This window comes from Paenibacillus sp. EKM212P (genome assembly GCF_011066115.1).
GTDB classification, from domain to species: domain Bacteria; phylum Bacillota; class Bacilli; order Paenibacillales; family Paenibacillaceae; genus Paenibacillus; species Paenibacillus polymyxa_B.
The window spans coordinates 702,718-722,421 of sequence record NZ_JAAMNR010000003.1; the positions used below are offsets into that span (position 1 = coordinate 702,718).

The window sequence follows — 19,704 nt, forward strand, 5'->3', positions numbered from 1 at the left end:
CTTTCTTTCAAACAATTACACTAACGGCGTCTTCAAAGGAGTACCCGGCTTACGTGGATATTTCCGTGGTGTCGCCGCTCTTTTTTCAATAATAATCATATGTCTGGCTGCATCTTCAACAGGTAGCTGGAAAGCCTGAACATGTTTGATTTTTCCTTTTAGCTCCTTCAAGCTGTAGGAAGCTTCCTTGATTTCCTCCGTAGGATCACTACCCTTCATCGCGGCAAAGTGTCCCCCTTCACGGACAAACGGCAAACAAAATTCATTCAATACGGCGAGACGAGCAACCGCTCTGGCTGTCACTAGATCATAGCTATCGCGGTATCCTGGTTTACGCCCCAATTCCTCTGCCCTGCTGTGAACCAGTTCAACATTTTCCAAACCCAACTGCTCTACTACATGGGCCAAGAATTGTATACGTTTGTTCAATGAATCTACAATAGTCAACTGAATCTGCGGAAAGCATATTTTCAAAGGAATGCCTGGAAAACCTGCACCTGATCCAATATCAGCCAAGCTTCCCACATCATTTAACGGAACATAAAAGGCCAGGGAAAGAGAATCATAAAAATGCTTGGTGTACACTGCATCGCGCTCAGTAATACCCGTCAGGTTCATTTTTTCATTCCACTCAACCAGCACACGGTAATATGTTTCAAACTGATCTAACTGACTGTCATTAATCACAATACTATGCTCTGCCAGCCGCTGCTTAAATTGCTGTTGTATCGCGTCCATTATGATCCCCTTGCTGCCGTTACGCGGTTATAATGCTCCAGATAAACCAGCAAAATGGAAATATCCGCAGGAGTTACACCCGAAATACGGGATGCTTGACCAATCGACATCGGACGGATCTTTTCAAGCTTCTGCCTGGCTTCAATGGCCAGTCCTTGAACTTCATTGTATACAATATCCTCTGGGAGCTTCTTTTTCTCCATCTTTTGCAGACGCTCCACATGCATCAATTGCTTTTCAATGTAGCCCGCATACTTAATTTGGATTTCCACCTGCTCCTGTTCTTCCTCAGTAAGAGCTATAGATGAAGGTGAGATTTGTGCTACTTGCGCATAACTGATCTCTGGTCGACGTAGCACCGTTAACAAATTACTGCCATCCTGTATTGGTGCAGATCCGCCTTGCTCCAGCATCTCATTTATATCAACCGGACGAACCTTCGCCAAGCGCAAACGCTCAATCTCTTGCTCTACCTTTTGCTTTTTATCCAAAAAGCGCTCGTATCGTTCATCCGTAATTAGGCCAATATCATGCCCGATCGGAGTCAATCGCAGGTCCGCGTTATCATGACGCAATAACAGACGGTATTCTGCACGCGACGTCAGCAGACGATAAGGCTCATTCGTCCCCTTCGTCACCAAATCATCGATCAGAACCCCAATGTAGCCTTGCGAACGGTCCAATACGACGGGCTCTTTGCCCTGCACCTTACGAGCTGCGTTAATCCCTGCCATAATTCCTTGGCCCGCAGCTTCTTCATAACCAGAGGTACCGTTAATCTGACCTGCTGTGAACAAGCCAGGAACTTTCTTCGTTTCCAAAGTAGGCCATAACTGCGTAGGTACCATTGCATCATATTCAATAGCATAGCCATTACGCATCATCTCTACCTTTTCCATCCCCGGAATCGAACGCAGCACAGCTAATTGCACATCCTCTGGCAAGCTGGTCGACAAGCCTTGAACATAGTATTCAGATGTGTTTTTACCTTCAGGCTCCAAAAAGATTTGGTGCTTAGGCTTATCACTGAAACGTACCACTTTATCTTCAATAGATGGGCAATAACGTGGTCCCGTTCCTTCAATCAGACCAGAGAACATGGGCGCACGGTGCAAGTTATCATTAATAATCTGATGCGTTTCTACTGAAGTATATGTCAGCCAGCAAGGAAGCTGTTCATTATCCGAAGACTTCGTTTCATAGGAAAAGAACTTCGGTTGATCATCACCCGGTTGTATTTCCGTTTTGCTAAAATCAATCGTGTCCTTGTGTACACGTGGTGGCGTTCCTGTCTTAAATCGAACCAGATCAAAACCCAGTTCTCTCAAATGCTCAGACAATCTCAACGAAGGCTGTTGATTGTTCGGACCACTCTCATACATCAGCTCGCCCATAATGATTTTTCCGCGCAGATAAGTGCCTGTGGTTAGGACAACTGCTTTACTTCGATACTCTGTGCCCGTCTTCGTAATTACACCTACGCAATGGCCGTCTTCCATAATCAGCTCTTCCACCATACCTTGGCGTAAGGTTAGATTCGGTTCCTTTTCCATCGTTTCCTTCATCGCATGCTGATAAGAAAACTTGTCTGCTTGTGCACGCAATGCATGAACCGCCGGACCCTTACCAGTATTTAACATTCTCATTTGGATAAATGTCTTATCAATATTCCGACCCATTTCGCCGCCCAGTGCATCAATTTCTCGCACCACATGCCCTTTTGCAGGACCGCCAATAGACGGGTTGCAGGGCATGAACGCGACCATATCCAGGTTAATTGTGATCATCAATGTGCGGCAGCCCATCCGTGCTGCTGCCAAGGCTGATTCTACGCCCGCATGGCCCGCGCCTACGACAATTACGTCATAGTCGCCTCCTTGGTAACCCATACCTTTCTTACCTCCTTATACATTCCGGTCTTCACGCCGAATATGCTCTTGTATATCTATAACGATAGCAGGCTTATATCAGCCATGCTTGAATGTTCTATTTGCCCAGACAAAATTGTGAAAATATTTGATCTATCAACGCATCATGCGCAGTATCGCCTACAATCTCGCCCAAATGCTCCCATGCCAGCCTTACATCAATCTGGATCATGTCGATCGGAACAAATTGATCAGCGGCTTCATAGGCATCTACCAGCGATTGGCGCGCCTTCTTCAACAAAGCAATATGCCGTACGTTGCTGACATATGTCATATCCGCTGATTCCAGCTTGCCGCTAAAGAATAACTTGGATATCGCCTGCTCCAGTCGGTCCGCTCCCTCATTTTCCTTCACAGACATCGGTACGATAAGCTCTTCGGGAACATAACGCAGCAACAAATCCCGGTCTACTTGGGCCGGTAAGTCCATTTTATTCATAATGACAATCGCTTGTCTACCGCGGATTTGTTCCATTAATGCCATTTCATCCTCATGCAGTGGTTCGTTGGCGTTAATGACGATGAGCAGCAGATCCGCTTCACTAACCGCCGTTCTCGAACGTTCTACTCCGATCCGTTCCACTACATCCATCGTTTCACGAATCCCTGCTGTATCCAGCAACTTGAGCGGAATACTATTAATCGTCACATATTCCTCAATAACGTCACGAGTTGTGCCCGGAATATCGGTCACAATGGCCCGCTCGCCCTGAGCCAATGTGTTCAGCAGTGACGATTTGCCCACATTTGGCCTTCCAACAATCGCTGTAGTCAGCCCTTCGCGCAAAATCTTTCCCTGCTCCGCCGTATGCAGCAGCCGATCAATTTCCGACATGACCTGACTGCTTTTATCCTTGATTAAGTCAGATGTAAAAGATTCAACATCATGCTCAGGATAATCAATGTTCACTTCAATATGAGCAAGTGTCTCCACCAAGACATGACGCAGACGACGAATATTCTGGGACAGTTGTCCATCTACCTGCTTCAAAGCTACCGAAAAAGCTTTATCTGATTTGGAGCGGATTAAGTCAATGACACCCTCCGCCTGACTCAGATCAATACGACCATTCAGAAAAGCACGTTTCGTAAATTCACCTGGCTCAGCCAGACGTATATTTTGCAGCAATAGTAAATCCATCACCCGTTTGACGGCTACGACTCCGCCATGAGTGCTGATTTCTACGACATCTTCTGTCGTAAAAGAGCGTGGCGCCCGCATCACTGTAACTAAAACTTCCTCCACCTTTTCCTGGCTTTGAGGATCTATAATATGTCCATAATGTACTGTGTGAGTTGGAGCCTTGCTTAGAGGTGTTTTACTACGGAACAAAGCCTCCACTTCTGTGACCGCTTCTGGACCGCTGACTCGTACAACCGCAATGCCGCCCTCGCCGACAGCCGTTGCAATGGCAGCTATAGTATCACTCAGCATAAAGTTTCTACCTCCTATCAAGTAGAAACGACATTGCCGTCCTTCATCAAGGACGGCAGCCGTTTCAGCGAGAAATATAAGAAAAAAAGCAATGGCTTCTGCATCTTGCAGAGAGCCATTGCGTCGGATTATTTTTTAGCAATGATGACGCGCCGATTGGGCTCGTCCCCCTTGCTGTATGTTCTAACCAGCGCATGCTGTTGGAGCTTGGCATGAATCAGCTTCCGCTCCTGTGACGGCATTGGCTCCAGTACCACTTCCTTGCCATAACGAATAGCCTGGTTCGCCAACCGATCTGCCAAATCCTCCAGCGTTTTTTGCCGACGTGCACGAAATTGCTCGGCATCCAGCACAATTCGGATGAACTTGTCAGAATGACGGTTGGCAACGATATTCGTCAGGTACTGCAATGCATCCAACGTCTGTCCTCTGCGGCCGATCAACATACCGAGCGACGGACCGGAGATATCCAGTGTACTTTCATCCTTGCGGTGGCGGACATCGACTTTAACGTCCAGTCCCATTCCTGCTGCTGTTTCACGGATGAAACGCACCGCCTCTTCATAAGCATCTATATGTCCCGAGGGTGCTTCCATGTTCATCTGTGCTTCCTGTGCAACAGGCCCAGTTTCTTTTGATAAAGCCTGTCCCACGCTAGAAGGTGCTTGAGCCGATACATGAGGTTCAGCCGCGTGTGTGGTTTCAGGAGACGGCTCAGAGAGCAGCGTAAGCTCCACCTTCGCCTTCTTGACCCCGAGCCACCCCAGGAATCCTTTTGACGGCTGTTCCAACACGCTTACGGTTACCCGTTCACGGCTTACTCCCATCTGGGAGAGTCCTTGTCTTACAGCATCTTCAACGGTTTTTCCTGATGTCACGACTTTGGTCATCTCGACTTTTTAGCCCCCTTCGTGTTTTTACCACCTTTTTTCTTACTATTGGAGGAACCAGTTTTCGCGAGACTGGCTGTTTTCACATTCGCCAGTGCTGCTTCTTTATCCTTATTCCGATAAAGGAAATAGTTTTGAATGATCGTGTAAATATTACTGTAGAACCAGTACAACGGCAAAGCGGATGGGAAGTTGTACGACATGAACAGAATCAGCACCGGATAGACGTACAGCAAAAATTGCATCGGTCCCTGCTGCGGCGTCGGATTCATTTTCATCATCATCCAAGTTTGGACAAATGTCGTAATCGCTGCCAAAATCGGCAGGATAAACAAGTGATCCGGTTTACCTAACTGGAGCCACAAGAAGTCATGATCCCGCAATGCTGAGTTATAATAAATGGCATTATAAAGCGCGATGAAAATTGGCATCTGTACTACCAAAGGAAGACAGCCCGCCATCGGGTTGACCTTGTTTTCCTGGAACAACTTCATCGTCTCTTGCTGGACCTTTTCAGGCGTATCCTTGTACTTCGCTTGGATTTCTTTTAATTGCGGCTGAATGGCCTGCATAGCTTTGGAACTACGTACTTGCTTGAGTGTAAGCGGCAAAATAATGGTTCGCACGATAATCACCAGAATCAGTACGGCCAGGCCATACTCTCCAGAGAACCATTGGGCAAATGTATCTAGCGCATACGAAAACCAGTAAACGACATATCTTTGCCAAAACGATCCATTGGCCAAGTCTGCCGTCGTGTAAGAATTGTGGGCCGTCTGGGCACATCCGGACAGCACAGCAACAAGTGCCAATAAGGCAATCAGGAGGAACCATTTTCCCCGTTGAGTCTTCAAACGCGACACTTCATAACCCCTTTCTTAACCAATCCATTCCAACGTAAATCATACCATATCCTGTAGGACAAAGATACTGACTATCGGCGTGAAGACTTGAGCAGCGAGGCTTTGCGTAGAACGTGCAGCACGCTTTTCTCCAGCTCTTGATACGACATTGTAACCGCACCTTTACGAACGATAAAAATCAGGTCAATCTGCTCCACCAATTCATGTTCATGATGGCGCACAATTTCCTTAACGATTCTACGCATCCGGTTGCGAACTACTGCATTGCCGATCTTCTTGCTGGCCGAAATTCCGACGCGGAACTGCTCTACCTCTCTGCGGCGGAACCAGTACACCACAAACTGATGGTTGGCAAAAGATTTGCCATGGCGGTATACGCGCCCAAAGTCCGCCCGGTTTCGTAGACGCAATTTTTTTTGCACGGCGCTTCTCCTTGCTCATCTCTTTTACACATGTCGGTAAGCTTACCTTTACCTTTTATATAGTAAGAAGTATGGACAACATTCCAACATGGTAATCTCGCTTATTTTATATCCGTTTTCAAAAGCTTCATCTAATATAGGACAGGATGCTGGACTTCTCCCTCTTCTTTCACTACATTTTTACAACAATAGAAGAAGGGATCCGATCCCTGAATACCTCAATTATGAAAAAAAAGACCACCGTAGTGGTCTTTATGCACGCATTACGCACTCAATACTTTTCTACCTTTTTGGCGACGAGCTGCCAAAACTTTACGGCCATTCTTCGTGCTCATTCTTTTACGGAAGCCGTGAACTTTTTTACGTTTGCTGACATTCGGTCTGAAAGTCGGTCTCATTGTGCTGCACCTCCTTACAAGGAATACGTTTTATATGGAATATACCTAACGTAGCAATCTCCACAAAAAACACCTTTGTACATTTAACCACAAATAGCGGCCAAAGTCAATGTACTTGTGAATCCTCTCCCTCTTTTTCGCATTCAGGAAGCCTCCTCCCCTTCCCCCGCTCACTCACTTCGCTCTTTTATTCCCTTATTTCAAAAAATTTCTTTCGCCTCTCCTCCATCATCAGCATTCTATTTGTAGTTTTCACTCCTCCAAAAACTGCTCTTTTTACATTCCTTCATTCTGTGACTTGAATCCATCCTATTTTCAGATCGACGTTATCGGGTTCGTTCAAAAATAATGTCGGAAACGTTACCGGAAATTTTCAACAGAAAAATAAGCCTCTGTGACCAAAAGGCAACGGCTGTTATACACAGATCCACAAAAAGAACTGAATTGTGATTTAAATGGTCATAACCTGTGCATAACATTTTAGAGTAAAAAAGAGTTATTGTCGAAAACTGAACAAATTATAAACAATATCTTGTGTTGTGAATAAAAATTGTACACAACAGATTGAATTTGTGGATAAATAACCACCAGTCATTGAAATACAAGGCTTCTTTTGCTATGATGATATTACTTTTGAATGTGAATATGTTGTTTTACCCTCCATATTATCAACACCCTGTGGATAAAGTTGTGAACAAGTTCAATTTATCCATCTTTTTATTTTTGTGCGGATTTGGGATTCTGGGGATATATTCTACATTTTTCATTTGATTTCGACATATTGCAGTCCCGTTTTGGCCTGCGGGATCAAGAGAACGGATCGTGCCGCACATTCCCTCCTGAGAAATATCGCCTCTCTTCTGCTGATCAGCAGCGGAATTTCCATTAGCTATTTTTCAGGGTCATTTTGTGCTGCGTTCTCTCACCACACTGCCGCATGATTTAGGCGGCGGTATGTCTTTTTATGGCCTTCAACAACATTTTTGGGATTTTAGGCGTTTTGCCGAAGCGCCGAGAGCAGCTCTCTGCAGCTTAATTCGGTAAAATGTCAGGATTTAAAAGGAGTGACGTCTGTGGACAGCCATACCTCTGAACTATGGCAGCAAATTCTATCCATTATACAAACCAAGCTGAGTAAGCCGAGTTACGACACTTGGTTTAAGGCTACCAAGGCAGCGAAACTAAATGACCACTCCATTGTGATTTCTGCACCGACAACTTTTGCCGTGGAATGGCTTGAAAGCCGCTATACCAAGCTAGTCGGAGCAACGGTTTATGAAATTTTGGGCAAACAGCTAGAGGTCAAGTTCGTTATTGAAGAGAACAAGCCCGCCGAGTTCGACCTTCAGCAACAACCTCAGCAGCAGCCGGTCGTTCATGAAGAAGCTGTGTCCCATATGCTGAATCCCAAATATACATTCGATACATTCGTCATCGGATCGGGGAACCGTTTTGCCCATGCGGCATCGCTGGCCGTCGCCGAGGCGCCGGCCAAAGCTTACAATCCGCTGTTTTTATACGGTGGTGTGGGGCTGGGGAAAACGCATCTGATGCACGCTATCGGGCACTATATTTTGGAGCACAATCCGACCAGCAAGGTCGTTTATTTATCGTCGGAGAAGTTTACGAATGAATTCATTAATGCCATCCGGGACAACCGCGGGGAAAGTTTCCGGAATAAATATCGCAACATTGATATTTTGCTCATTGATGATATTCAATTCATTGCGGGCAAGGAATCGACGCAGGAGGAATTTTTCCACACGTTTAACGCGCTTCATGAGGAACGCAAGCAGATTATAATCTCAAGCGATCGGCCGCCTAAAGAAATTCCAACGCTGGAAGAACGGTTGCGCTCTCGCTTCGAATGGGGACTTATTACGGATATTCAACCGCCGGATCTGGAGACGAGAATTGCTATTCTTCGGAAAAAGGCGCGGGCGGAAAACCTGGATATTCCCAATGAGGCCATGATGTATATCGCTAATCAAATTGATACGAACATCCGTGAGCTGGAAGGGGCGCTAATACGCGTTGTCGCCTATTCTTCCTTAACAAATCAGGATGTAACAAGTCATCTTGCGGCTGAAGCGTTGAAGGACATTATCCCGTCCAGCCGTCCAAAAATGATCACGATTCAGGATATACAGCATCAAGTCGGGGAATTTTACAATCTACGGCTGGAGGATTTTAAAGCGCGTAAGCGGACGAAGGCTGTAGCTTTTCCACGACAAATTGCCATGTACCTGTCTCGTGAGCTAACCGACTATTCTTTGCCGAAAATCGGCGAAGCTTTCGGTGGGCGTGATCATACGACTGTCATTCATGCGCACGAAAAAATCTCCAAATCCATTCAAGTGGATCAGGATTTGTTTAAAGTTATCAACAACCTAATAGAAAAAATCAAAAATCCAACCTGAACAAGTTCAGAGCCTATACACAATTTATACACATGTGGATAGGCTTGATTTTATTAGGGTTACAGTGACTTATCCACATATTCAGTGCGCCTATTACTATTACTAATATATTTTAAAGATATACATCACCTAAATAAGGCCCGCGTCAACGCGTGCTTGAAGGATTAAAACCCGTAGGAGGAACTTATGAAGATCAGCATTCTGAAAAACGTTTTGAACGAGGCTATACAACATGTATCCAAAGCGATATCAAGTCGGACTACGATTCCAATTCTGAGCGGTATTAAGCTGGATGTGAATCACCAGGGAGTAACGCTGACCGCCAGCGATACAGACATCTCCATTCAATCCTTTATTCCGATGGAGGATGGTGACCAAACTGTTGTTCAGGTTGAACAACCCGGTAGTGTTGTACTGCCAGCCAAATTCTTTGTCGAAATTATCAAAAAGTTGCCGTCTCAGGAGATCCGTATGGAGGTAAAAGACCAATTCCAAACCTTTATCTCGTCCGGTGCAACTGAAATTCAGATTGTTGGCTTGGACCCTGAAGAATTCCCGGTGCTTCCCAACATTGAAGAAAATCAAGTCATCTCTGTGCCAGGAGATTTACTTAAAAATATGATTAAACAGACGGTGTTCTCCATTTCCACCCACGAAACGACACCGATTTTAACCGGCGTGTTGTGGAATCTGGCTGAGGGGGAACTGAAGTTTGTGGCAACGGACCGCCACCGCCTTGCCACCCGCAGCGCTCATTTGGAGACGTCTGAAGGCTTGCGCTTTAGCAATGTTGTCATTGCGGGCAAAACGCTGAATGAGCTGAGCAGAATTATTCCAGACCAAAATATGCTTGTGGATATCGTAGTAGCGGACAATCAGGTATTATTCAAAGTAGATCGGGTGCTATTTTATTCCCGCATCTTGGACGGCACCTATCCTGATACTTCTAGAATTATTCCGACCTCCTACAAAACAGAACTGATTGTGGATACAAAAAGTTTAAGTGAGTCAATTGACCGTGCTTATTTGCTGTCCCGTGAGGAAAAAACGAATATTGTAAAAATGCAGTCGCTGGAAAATGGCGGCTTGGAAATTTCCTCTAGTTCCTCTGAGCTTGGCAAAGTGCGTGAGGAAGTAACTGTGTCCAAATTTGAGGGAGAGCCGCTCAAAATTTCGTTCAACTCCAAATACATGCTCGACGTGCTGAAGGTGATTGACAGCGAGCAGCTGACGATTGCTTTTACCGGCATTATGAGTCCCATTATTTTAAAACCGGCAGATTCCAGCAATGCGCTGTATATCATCCTGCCATATCGCACAACCAACTGACGTTTAGCTTTAACCCACCCGAGGACAAGCGAAAGGATGAACAAGCCTTGAAACAGATATCTATACAGACCGAATACATCAAGCTCGATCAATTTTTAAAATTAGCCGATTGTGTATCCACAGGAGGCATGGCTAAAGCCCTGCTGCAAGAGGGACAAGTCCGTGTGAATGGTGAACCGGAAGAACGTCGTGGAAGAAAACTGTACCCGGGTGATACCGTAGAAGTAGAGGACAACGGAAGTTTCGAAGTTACAGCAGGAGCATGATCGCCTGGGTGGCAAGGACTCCTTTTAGGTACGGAGTAACAAGGGGGACCCTATGTGTTTGTGAACAACATTGTTTTGCAGCAGTACCGGAACTATGAACAGCTGGAGCTGAATGAATTTGGTCCCGTTAATTTGCTGATCGGACAAAATGCGCAGGGCAAAACGAATCTGGTAGAGGCGATTTTTGTACTGGCTTTAACCAAAAGTCATCGAACGTCCCGCGATAAGGAGTTAATCTCCTTCGGGGCTACTTCCACTCACCTAGCTGCGGATGTGGATAAAAAATACGGGAAAATCAGACTGGATCTCGCGTTATCCACACAAGGCAAAAAAGCAAAGATCAACGGACTGGAGCAGCGAAAACTGAGCGACTTTATTGGTTCGTTAAATGTGGTCATGTTTGCACCTGAGGATCTCGAAATCGTCAAAGGAACACCGGGGGTTCGCCGCCGGTTTCTTGACATGGAAATTGGACAGGTTGCGCCAGGATATCTGTATCATTTGCAGCAATACCAGAAAGTATTGGTGCAGCGAAATAACCTGCTCAAGCAAGCTTGGGGTAAGGATATGGCTTCAGTGCAGCTGATGCTGGAGGTATGGAATGAGCAACTTGTTGAGCATGGTGTTAAAATTGTTAAAAAGCGGAAACAATTTATAACAAAGCTACAAAAGTGGGCTCAGGCCATTCATGAAGGGATTGCAGGTGGGACAGAAGAGTTAAAATTAACCTATGTTCCCTCCTTCAGTGAGCCAGAGGAAGAAGATGAAGCTGTCTTATTGGAGCGATTTATGATAAAGTTATCCCAAATGAGGGAACAGGAAATCCGCCGTGGCATGACTTTGGCGGGACCCCATCGTGATGATTTGGCCTTTGCCATTAACGGCAGAGAAGTGCATACGTATGGCTCGCAGGGGCAGCAGCGGACGACGGCCCTGTCCTTGAAGCTGGCCGAAATAGAGTTAATTCATGAAGAAATTGGTGAATATCCTGTCCTGCTGCTGGATGATGTTTTGTCCGAGCTGGACCCCTATCGTCAGACTCAGCTGATCGAGACTTTCCAAAGCAAGGTACAGACCTTTATCACGGCAACCGGGGTTGAGACTTTGAACGCAGAACGACTCAAGGATGCCAATATTTATCACGTCCACGACGGGCATGTGGAACACTAAGGAGTGAGTGACCGCTATGTATATTCATCTGGGTGGAGAAAAAATCATCCGCTCTTCAGAGCTTGTGGCTATTTTCGATATCTCGATTGAAAAATCCTCTAAAATCTCCAAGCAATACGTGAACCACGCCCAACAGCAGAAGCATGTCGAGATGATTGGCGAAGAGGAAGCCAAGTCCATCGTAGTGACTCAGAATACGGTGTATTATTCCCCCATCTCCTCAACAACACTCAAAAAGCGGGCAAACCAGTTTGTTGCCAATGCTTAACCATAGAATCTATAGAAGTAGGTGAAAGGCATGTCTATGAATCAACCGTCTTATGATGCGGGCGAGATTCAGGTCCTTGAGGGCCTGGAAGCGGTTCGGAAACGTCCCGGGATGTATATTGGCTCCACGAGCGCCAAAGGTCTCCATCATTTGGTCTGGGAAGTTGTGGACAACAGCATTGACGAAGCGCTGGCGGGTTACTGTGACAGCATTCAAGTTGTCGTTCACGAAGACAATAGCATTACCGTTACAGATAACGGTCGCGGTATTCCAGTAAGTGAACACGCCAAAATGAAAAAATCTGCGCTGGAAGTCGTTATGACCGTGCTTCACGCAGGTGGTAAATTTGGAGGCGGAGGGTACAAGGTATCCGGTGGTCTGCACGGGGTTGGTGTATCCGTAGTAAATGCCCTCTCCAGTAAAATGATCGTTCATGTTAAACGGGACGGACATCTGTATGAGCAGGAATATCATCGTGGTGCTCCGCAGTATGATGTCAGAGTCATCGGTGACACAGACGAGACGGGTACCCAAACGACTTTTTATCCTGACGATCAAATCTTTACAGAAACGACCGTATATGACTATGATACGCTCCAGACGCGGATTCGTGAGTTGGCTTTCCTGAACAAAGGTATTGCAATCAGCTTGACTGATGAACGGACGGGCGCCAGCGATACATTTCACTACGAGGGCGGAATCAGTGAATATGTGCAATTTTTGAATCAAAAAAGAGAAGCGCTGCATGAACAGCCGATTTATGTCGAAGGCTCGCGTGATATGATTCAAGTCGAAGTGGCATTGCAATATAACGACAGCTATACCGAGAATATTTATTCTTTTGCCAACAACATCAACACCCATGAGGGCGGAACTCACGAGTCAGGTTTCAAGAGTGCATTAACCCGGATTATTAACGATTATGCACGTAAAAATGGCTTGATTAAGGACAACAATGCCAACTTGACCGGTGACGATGTGCGTGAAGGATTGACGGCGATTATCTCCGTCAAAATTCCAGAACCACAGTTTGAGGGTCAGACCAAGACAAAGCTTGGTAACAGTGAGGTGCGAGGGATTGTCGAATCCCTATTCGCAGAGAAACTCCAGGAATTCCTAGAGGAAAATCCGTCTGTTTCCCGCCGGGTGGTTGATAAATCCTTACAAGCAGCACGTGCCCGGGAAGCAGCGCGTAAAGCACGTGAGCTTACACGTCGTAAAAGTGCGCTGGAAATCAGTTCGCTCCCAGGCAAGCTGGCGGATTGCTCCTCTAAGGATGCTTCGATTAGTGAACTGTACATCGTCGAAGGTGACTCAGCAGGAGGATCGGCCAAGCAGGGTCGTGATCGTCACTTTCAAGCTATTTTGCCGATTCGCGGTAAAATCCTGAATGTTGAAAAGGCACGCTTGGACCGTATTTTGTCCAGTGATGAAATCCGGTCGATGGTAACAGCAATGGGTACAGGGATCGGAGACGACTTTGACATCGCCAAAGCCCGTTATCACAAGGTCATTATCATGACAGATGCGGATGTCGATGGTGCCCATATTCGTACGTTGTTGCTAACGTTCTTCTATCGGTACATGCGTAAAATCATTGATGCAGGCTATATTTATATTGCTCAGCCACCACTATTCAAAGTGGAGCGTAACAAAGTTGTACGTTATGCGAACTCTGAGGCGGAACGTGATGAGATCATCAGGGAATTTGGAGAAAACGCGAAATACAATGTACAGCGCTATAAAGGTTTGGGTGAGATGAATGCGACCCAACTTTGGGAAACTACGATGGACCCTGAGAGTCGTACTATGCTTCAGGTAACTGTCAGTGACGCGATGTTGGCTGATACACTGTTCAATACCTTGATGGGTGATAATGTAGAACCCCGTCGTGACTTTATCCAAGAACATGCGAAGTACGTGAAAAATCTTGATTTTTAATGTGTGATGTTCCTTCCTAGTGGCTGTTTTACGTGCTCATTAGGTAGTATTTTGTAGGAGTTCACAAGGGGCGCCCAAATGGGCGTCCCTTTTCTTCTCATTAACCAGCCCGGGTGTATTTGAATATTGAGTCTCATTGTTTTAGGCTTTTTTCTTAGAGCGTACGGGTTTACCCGTGGATGAAGAGTACCGGCCGTAGCCTACTGCATATCTGAATATTTTATGATAGAGGCTTTTGTTTGGAAGGGAAGAGAACACCTTAATTGCTGGTCTCGTATTAACCTCCAGAATCCACGGATAATTTTGCTGATCCAGTCCCACATCTAATCCAATTTCCCTTAAACGTGGGTATCTTTTTTGCAACTGCCAGGCTACCCGTTCGCCCATTTTTGATAATTTTTGCTCCAGTCGTACAGCTTCCTTTACATCCATGTATGGAGCGACCAGCTCATTGAAAAAGCGCGTTGTCCCACCGCTGTGATGATTGGTGACGACTTTGTCAGGAGCAGCTACGCGTCCTACAATAAGCGTTGTTTCCCATTGGTGTCTCAAATTCATCTGGGTTAATACCCTCAGATCGAAAGGGCGTGCTTCATGCTGAAGAAGTGGAATTCCACGCTGGATCAGATATGGACGTTTTCGTATGCGGGAAGAAACCACTTTATGCAGATCTTCTAGACTTTCGAAGGTGAAGGTATCTACTTCATAGCGAAGCACATACCAAGTTCTCTCTTCGATAATTCCTTCTTCTGTCGGTGGAAGCGGCTCTGTCAGCCTCTCTGCCCGCATAACCCCTTTTCCATAAGTACCGTTATCCGGCTTAATATAGACAGTACCATACACGGCCAACATTTCGTTCAAGTGATCAAATGTGTACAACCGTGTTTCTGGTACATAAGCCGCCAATGTCGGATTGGGGAGAATGGCATTTGTTTTGGTCCACTTACTGGATACTCGCTGAATAGACAAGTAATCTCATCCCTTTCTTTTCGAAATATGAGTCATGTACTTGGAATCCGCAACACTTTGACAAAACAAGGGAAACTAAAGGACAAGCGCGTAAAACAATGATATAATAGAGAAATACGGCGTTTTTCGGAATTTTGCTAAGTGAACCCTGACCGTATACGTATTGTATGTGGAAAAGGCCCTTAGGGTGGGGGCTAATCCCCAGCTCTGGGGAATTTGTTATAATCAGGGCTTGTGAGTTGTACAAGAGATAGCAATCTGCTACACGCAGAAAGAGAATGACGAGGGATTTACGCTGTAAAGAGGACAGATGCGTTTAATTGTGCTCTTTTTGTGAAAGTAATATAATTACACAGATGAGGATTTCAGCCAAAATCCTGCGCAGAGAGCGGAGTGTATAGGCAGTATCTTGTTAGGCTTTTCACATAGAGAGCATTGTATTGAAGGATAAGAAGGAGGACCAGCATGGCGGATCAAAATAACTCGCAAATCATCAATAGGGATATCGGAGTGGAAATGCGCGAATCCTTTATGGATTATGCCATGAGTATTATTGTTAGCCGTGCCTTGCCTGATGTGCGGGACGGACTGAAGCCGGTACACCGTCGTATTCTGTATGCGATGTCCGAGCTAGGCATGTCGCCAGATAAGCCTTACAAAAAATCGGCAAGAATCGTCGGCGAAGTTATCGGTAAATATCACCCTCATGGTGATACGGCTGTATATGATACGATGGTGCGGATGGCGCAGGATTTTTCCTTGCGTTATATGTTGGTGGATGGACACGGTAACTTTGGCTCCGTGGATGGAGATATGGCGGCTGCGATGCGTTACACCGAAGCACGGTTGTCCAAGATTGCCATGGAAATGCTACGTGATTTGAACAAAGAGACCGTTGATTTTATGCCGAACTACGATGGTGAAGAGAGCGAGCCCGTCGTATTACCTGCACGTTATCCTAACTTGCTGGTGAATGGCGTCGGCGGAATTGCAGTCGGGATGGCTACCAATATTCCTCCGCATAACTTGGGAGAGGTTATCGATGGTGTACAAGCACTGATCGAAAACCCTGACATTACGCCGATGGAACTTATGGATTATATTCAAGGGCCCGATTTCCCGACAGCAGGTTATATTTTAGGACGCTCTGGTATTCGTCAGGCGTACCAGACTGGCCGCGGATCTGTGACCATGCGTGCGAAGACCACCATAGAAGAGATTGGCAATAAAGCACGAATTATCGTGCATGAGCTGCCTTACCAAGTGAATAAGGCTCGTCTGGTCGAGAAAATTGCCGAATTAGTACGTGACAAACGTATTGAAGGCATTACGGATCTTCGGGATGAATCGGACCGTACGGGTATGCGTGTCGTTATCGAGTTGCGTAGAGACGTGAACCCGAACGTCGTTCTGAATAATTTGTTTAAACATACGGCCATGCAGTCGAATTTTGGTATTAATATGCTTGCCATTGTAAACAACGAACCGAAGATTTTGAACCTGAAGGATGTCTTGTATCATTATCTCAAACATCAGGTCGAAGTTATTCGTCGACGGACAGAATTTGACCTGAAAAAAGCCGAAGCTAGAGCACACATTCTGGAAGGCTTGCGCATTGCTCTTGACCATCTGGACGAAGTTATTGCCTTGATTCGTTCTTCCCAAACTGCAGAAGCAGCTCGTGAAGGACTGATTGAGCGTTTCTCGCTCACTCTTGAGCAGTCTCAGGCTATTCTAGATATGCGTCTGCAGCGCTTAACCGGTTTGGAACGTGAGAAGATCGAGAACGAATATAACGAGCTAATACAAAAGATTGCGGAATACCGTGAGATTTTGGCGAATGAGCATCTGGTACTCAACATCATTAGCGAAGAGCTGAATGAGCTTAAGGAACGTTTCGCTGATGACCGTCGCACTGAAATTACAGTGGGTGAAGAGAGTATCCTGGATGAGGACCTCATTCCGCGTGAAGATGTTATTATTACTGTAACCCATACAGGATATATCAAACGCCTTCCTGTTACTACTTATCGCAGTCAAAAACGCGGTGGTCGTGGTGTAGTGGGTATGGATACCAAAGATGAGGATTTCGTAGAGCATCTGTTCATAACGAATTCACATCATCATTTGTTATTCTTTACCGACAAGGGCAAGGTATATCGGATTAAGGCCTATGAGATTCCTGACCTTAGCCGGACAGCCCGGGGGACACCGATTATTAACCTGATTCAGATTGAACAGGGTGAGTCGATTAATGCGGTAATTCCAATCGAGGAATTTGTGGAGGATAGCTATCTATTCTTTGCAACCCAGCATGGAATCATTAAAAAGACACCACTTGACGACTATGCAAATATCCGCAAAGGTGGCTTGATTGCCATTAACTTGCGTGAAGATGACGCCCTGATCGAAGTGAAGCTGACGGACGGACAGCAGGAAATGATTATTGGTACAGCGCAAGGCATGTCTATCCGTTTCCCTGAAAGTGATGTACGGTCTATGGGCCGTAGCGCTACAGGGGTTAAAGGGATCAACCTTGATGAGAGTGATGCTGTAATTGGTATGGACATCGTAGATACCAGCCTGGATATCCTGATTGTAACGGCCAAAGGTTATGGCAAGCGTACCCCTGTTGTGGATTATCGTATCCAAAGCCGTGGAGGTAAGGGGATCAAGACGATTAATGTTACGGATAAAAATGGTCCGGTTGTCGGTCTCAAGGTTGTAAAAACCGAAGAGGATCTGATGATCATTACAGCTAGTGGCACCTTGATTCGGACTAGCATGGGGGAAATCTCCACGATGGGTCGGAATACACAAGGGGTAAGGCTGATTAATATTCGCGATGATGATTCGGTTGCAACTGTTTGTCGAGCGAACAAGAATGAGGAGCAGGATGAACTGCTTGAAGAATTATTAGAGGATGGGGAAGCTGGAGAGGGCTCATCTCTATCATCTGTTGAACCAACTCTCGAAACGAATACAGAAGATACGGAAGGTAACGACCCAGAATCTTCTGAGGGTGAATAATAGCCTGAATATGAAAACAACAATAGTTATTAAATTTTAGATGGAAGAGACTCTCTGACTATTTGGTCGGGGAGCCTTTTTCTTTTTCTGGCTAACGAATTCAGACAAGTATGCTTTAAATGGCATAAAATGAATGTACAGGATCAATCCCAGGTAATATAATGACATCATAACTGGCAGCTGGAGCAGCTGTTGTGAGAACAGAGAGGTTGACCATGACAACTGTACCCGTATCCGAATTAAAAGCAGGACTTAGATTGCAAAGCGATGTATTTACAGAAATGGGCAGCTTGCTGCTACCGAAAGGGCGCATTCTGCTACCGCGTGACTTGGAGATTTTACAGGCGTTCCTGATCCAGCAAGTTGAGGTAGGAACGGATGATCTTACAAAATCCAGTGGCGAGTCTACGACTGTTCGATCTGGAATATCTGAATCGCAAGGACCTTCGTTAGATGGGCGAGATGAATCTGAACAATTTCAGGATGAGTATGACAAAATGGTGATGCTCGTTAAGAACGCATTTCAATCGGTACTCGTCTCTAATTTATCTATATATGAACTGCGAGGACAATTGGAGTCCTTACTGGTGCACATTCAGCGCTATAATGTAATGACCTATACTCCGCCCGCCATGATCGAAGTGGACTATATTTTTCACAACGCCGTGCTAACCTCCCTTACTTCCTACTCCATTGCACAATGGATCGGATTACCTCAAAAGGATTGGATGCAGGTGGCTTTTGCTGGATTGCTTCATGACATAGGAAACGCTAAAATGGACCCGGCCATTCTATACAAGCCCTCCAAACTAACGTGGGAAGAGCAAGAAGAAATACGTAGTCATACATCACTAGGATACCAGCTGCTTAAAAATGTAAAAGCTATTAACGAAGGTGTGCGTTTGGCAGCTCTTCAGCATCATGAGAAAGTGGACGGTACTGGATATCCACTGCGTCTTAAAGGGGAACAAATCCACATCTACGCTAAAATCGTTGGAGTGGCTGATGTATTCCATGCTATGACTCTAGAGAAAACATACCGACCTGCCCAATCACCGTATCTGGTTCTAGAGCAAATCAAGTCAGAATCATTTGGAAAGCTGGACCCAAGTGTCGTACAAGTTTTTATTCATAAGTTAACCCAATTCAATAATGGAACCAAGGTGCGCCTCAATGATAACCGTACAGGGGAAATTATTTTCGCTGATCGAGATCATCCGACTCGTCCGTTGATTCAAGTAGATGGGGAAATCATTAACTTAATGCTGCAAAGAGAGCTTTATATCGAGTGTATTGTTACTTAACTAAGTATTTTAAAAAAACAGTTGCACAATATAAAGAAAGTATGATATATTATTTCTTGTCGCTTCAAGTGTTATCAAAAAGAGCGAAAAACACTTTTGAAAAAAAAGTGTTGACATGACTCTGGGGAATATGATACACTATAAAAGTTGCTGAGGGGTTGAAAGAAACGCCGAGGCGGACAATGAATGTTTGATCTTTGAAAACTGAACAACGAGTGAGTAAAACGATTTTGTTCGCAAAATCAAACAAGAGATATTTTATCTCGTCAGTTTCAAAATGAGCTTATCGCTCTTTCTATAAACCAGCTTCGGTTGGTCTTTAATGGAGAGTTT

Annotated in this window: 16 protein-coding genes; 8 read left to right on the forward strand and 8 right to left on the reverse strand. The window is 45.4% G+C overall.

Annotated elements, in window-relative coordinates:
- Positions 1-15 precede the first annotated feature (15 nt).
- From rsmG to rpmH, 7 genes are all read right to left on the reverse strand, one after another.
- Entirely contained in the window at positions 16-738 is a 723-nt protein-coding gene (rsmG, locus tag G9G54_RS12440; RefSeq protein ID WP_165178323.1) for a 16S rRNA (guanine(527)-N(7))-methyltransferase RsmG, read from the reverse strand.
- Positions 738-2,627, reverse strand: coding sequence for a tRNA uridine-5-carboxymethylaminomethyl(34) synthesis enzyme MnmG (gene mnmG, locus G9G54_RS12445; protein ID WP_165178324.1), 1,890 nt, complete (start codon positions 2,625-2,627; stop codon positions 738-740). Before mnmG ends, rsmG begins: the two co-directional genes overlap by 1 nt.
- 97 nt (positions 2,628-2,724) lie before the next feature.
- A complete protein-coding gene (gene mnmE / locus G9G54_RS12450; RefSeq protein ID WP_165178325.1) occupies positions 2,725-4,101 on the reverse strand; it encodes a tRNA uridine-5-carboxymethylaminomethyl(34) synthesis GTPase MnmE in 1,377 nt (458 codons plus the stop codon).
- 128 nt (positions 4,102-4,229) lie between these two features.
- Complete coding sequence (gene jag / locus G9G54_RS12455) at positions 4,230-4,991, reverse strand: RNA-binding cell elongation regulator Jag/EloR (protein WP_165178326.1); 762 nt, start codon at positions 4,989-4,991, stop codon at positions 4,230-4,232.
- Positions 4,988-5,854 (reverse strand): YidC/Oxa1 family membrane protein insertase, encoded by an 867-nt coding sequence (locus tag G9G54_RS12460; protein WP_013312816.1) that lies wholly within the window; start codon positions 5,852-5,854, stop codon positions 4,988-4,990. The genes jag and G9G54_RS12460 overlap by 4 nt, the downstream gene beginning before the upstream one ends.
- Before the next feature lie 71 nt (positions 5,855-5,925).
- Positions 5,926-6,276 (reverse strand): ribonuclease P protein component, encoded by a 351-nt coding sequence (gene rnpA / locus G9G54_RS12465; protein ID WP_013312817.1) that lies wholly within the window; start codon positions 6,274-6,276, stop codon positions 5,926-5,928.
- A gap of 263 nt (positions 6,277-6,539) precedes the next feature.
- Positions 6,540-6,674, reverse strand: a complete 135-nt coding sequence (gene rpmH / locus G9G54_RS12470) for a 50S ribosomal protein L34 (RefSeq protein WP_007433250.1) — start codon at positions 6,672-6,674, stop codon at positions 6,540-6,542.
- 1,073 nt (positions 6,675-7,747) lie between these two features.
- Between rpmH and dnaA the strand changes: the two genes are divergently transcribed.
- From dnaA to gyrB, 6 genes are all read left to right on the forward strand, one after another.
- Positions 7,748-9,094: a chromosomal replication initiator protein DnaA gene (gene dnaA, locus G9G54_RS12475; protein WP_039272142.1), complete on the forward strand. Its 1,347-nt coding sequence runs from the start codon at positions 7,748-7,750 to the stop codon at positions 9,092-9,094.
- A gap of 186 nt (positions 9,095-9,280) precedes the next feature.
- A complete protein-coding gene (gene dnaN / locus G9G54_RS12480; protein WP_029518977.1) occupies positions 9,281-10,423 on the forward strand; it encodes a DNA polymerase III subunit beta in 1,143 nt (380 codons plus the stop codon).
- Between the two features lie 47 nt (positions 10,424-10,470).
- Positions 10,471-10,689, forward strand: a complete 219-nt coding sequence (gene yaaA / locus G9G54_RS12485; protein WP_023986416.1) for a S4 domain-containing protein YaaA — start codon at positions 10,471-10,473, stop codon at positions 10,687-10,689.
- Between the two features lie 54 nt (positions 10,690-10,743).
- Positions 10,744-11,859 (forward strand): DNA replication/repair protein RecF, encoded by a 1,116-nt coding sequence (gene recF / locus G9G54_RS12490; protein ID WP_013308098.1) that lies wholly within the window; start codon positions 10,744-10,746, stop codon positions 11,857-11,859.
- A 16-nt stretch (positions 11,860-11,875) separates the two neighbouring features.
- Positions 11,876-12,127, forward strand: a complete 252-nt coding sequence (remB, locus tag G9G54_RS12495) for an extracellular matrix regulator RemB (RefSeq protein ID WP_007433255.1) — start codon at positions 11,876-11,878, stop codon at positions 12,125-12,127.
- A gap of 30 nt (positions 12,128-12,157) precedes the next feature.
- The gene (gene gyrB, locus G9G54_RS12500) at positions 12,158-14,068 is read left to right on the forward strand and encodes a DNA topoisomerase (ATP-hydrolyzing) subunit B (protein ID WP_061830445.1); all 1,911 of its coding nucleotides are present in this window, start codon (positions 12,158-12,160) and stop codon (positions 14,066-14,068) included.
- 141 nt (positions 14,069-14,209) lie between these two features.
- Here the strand turns inward: gyrB and G9G54_RS12505 are convergent, their stop codons facing one another.
- Positions 14,210-15,037, reverse strand: a complete 828-nt coding sequence (locus G9G54_RS12505; RefSeq protein ID WP_165178327.1) for a YheC/YheD family protein — start codon at positions 15,035-15,037, stop codon at positions 14,210-14,212.
- A 465-nt stretch (positions 15,038-15,502) separates the two neighbouring features.
- Between G9G54_RS12505 and gyrA the strand changes: the two genes are divergently transcribed.
- Positions 15,503-18,067 carry a DNA gyrase subunit A gene (gene gyrA / locus G9G54_RS12510; RefSeq protein ID WP_165178328.1) on the forward strand — a complete coding sequence of 855 codons (2,565 nt, stop codon included), beginning with the start codon at positions 15,503-15,505 and terminating at the stop codon, positions 18,065-18,067.
- 215 nt (positions 18,068-18,282) lie between these two features.
- Complete coding sequence (locus tag G9G54_RS12515; protein WP_165178353.1) at positions 18,283-19,371, forward strand: HD-GYP domain-containing protein; 1,089 nt, start codon at positions 18,283-18,285, stop codon at positions 19,369-19,371.
- The last annotated feature ends 333 nt before the right edge of the window (positions 19,372-19,704 follow it).

What these genes read in the sequence shown, in the direction of transcription:
- rsmG (WP_165178323.1), bottom strand. Translation starts at nt 738, where the DNA reads ATGGACGCGATACAACAGCAATTTAAGCAGCGGCTGGCAGAGCATAGT.
- mnmG (WP_165178324.1), bottom strand. Translation starts at nt 2,627, where the DNA reads ATGGGTTACCAAGGAGGCGACTATGACGTAATTGTCGTAGGCGCGGGC.
- mnmE (WP_165178325.1), bottom strand. Translation starts at nt 4,101, where the DNA reads ATGCTGAGTGATACTATAGCTGCCATTGCAACGGCTGTCGGCGAGGGC.
- jag (WP_165178326.1), bottom strand. Translation starts at nt 4,991, where the DNA reads ATGACCAAAGTCGTGACATCAGGAAAAACCGTTGAAGATGCTGTAAGA.
- rpmH (WP_007433250.1), bottom strand. Translation starts at nt 6,674, where the DNA reads ATGAGACCGACTTTCAGACCGAATGTCAGCAAACGTAAAAAAGTTCAC.
- dnaN (WP_029518977.1), top strand. Translation starts at nt 9,281, where the DNA reads ATGAAGATCAGCATTCTGAAAAACGTTTTGAACGAGGCTATACAACAT.
- remB (WP_007433255.1), top strand. Translation starts at nt 11,876, where the DNA reads ATGTATATTCATCTGGGTGGAGAAAAAATCATCCGCTCTTCAGAGCTT.
- gyrB (WP_061830445.1), top strand. Translation starts at nt 12,158, where the DNA reads ATGTCTATGAATCAACCGTCTTATGATGCGGGCGAGATTCAGGTCCTT.
- gyrA (WP_165178328.1), top strand. Translation starts at nt 15,503, where the DNA reads ATGGCGGATCAAAATAACTCGCAAATCATCAATAGGGATATCGGAGTG.
- G9G54_RS12515 (WP_165178353.1), top strand. Translation starts at nt 18,283, where the DNA reads ATGACAACTGTACCCGTATCCGAATTAAAAGCAGGACTTAGATTGCAA.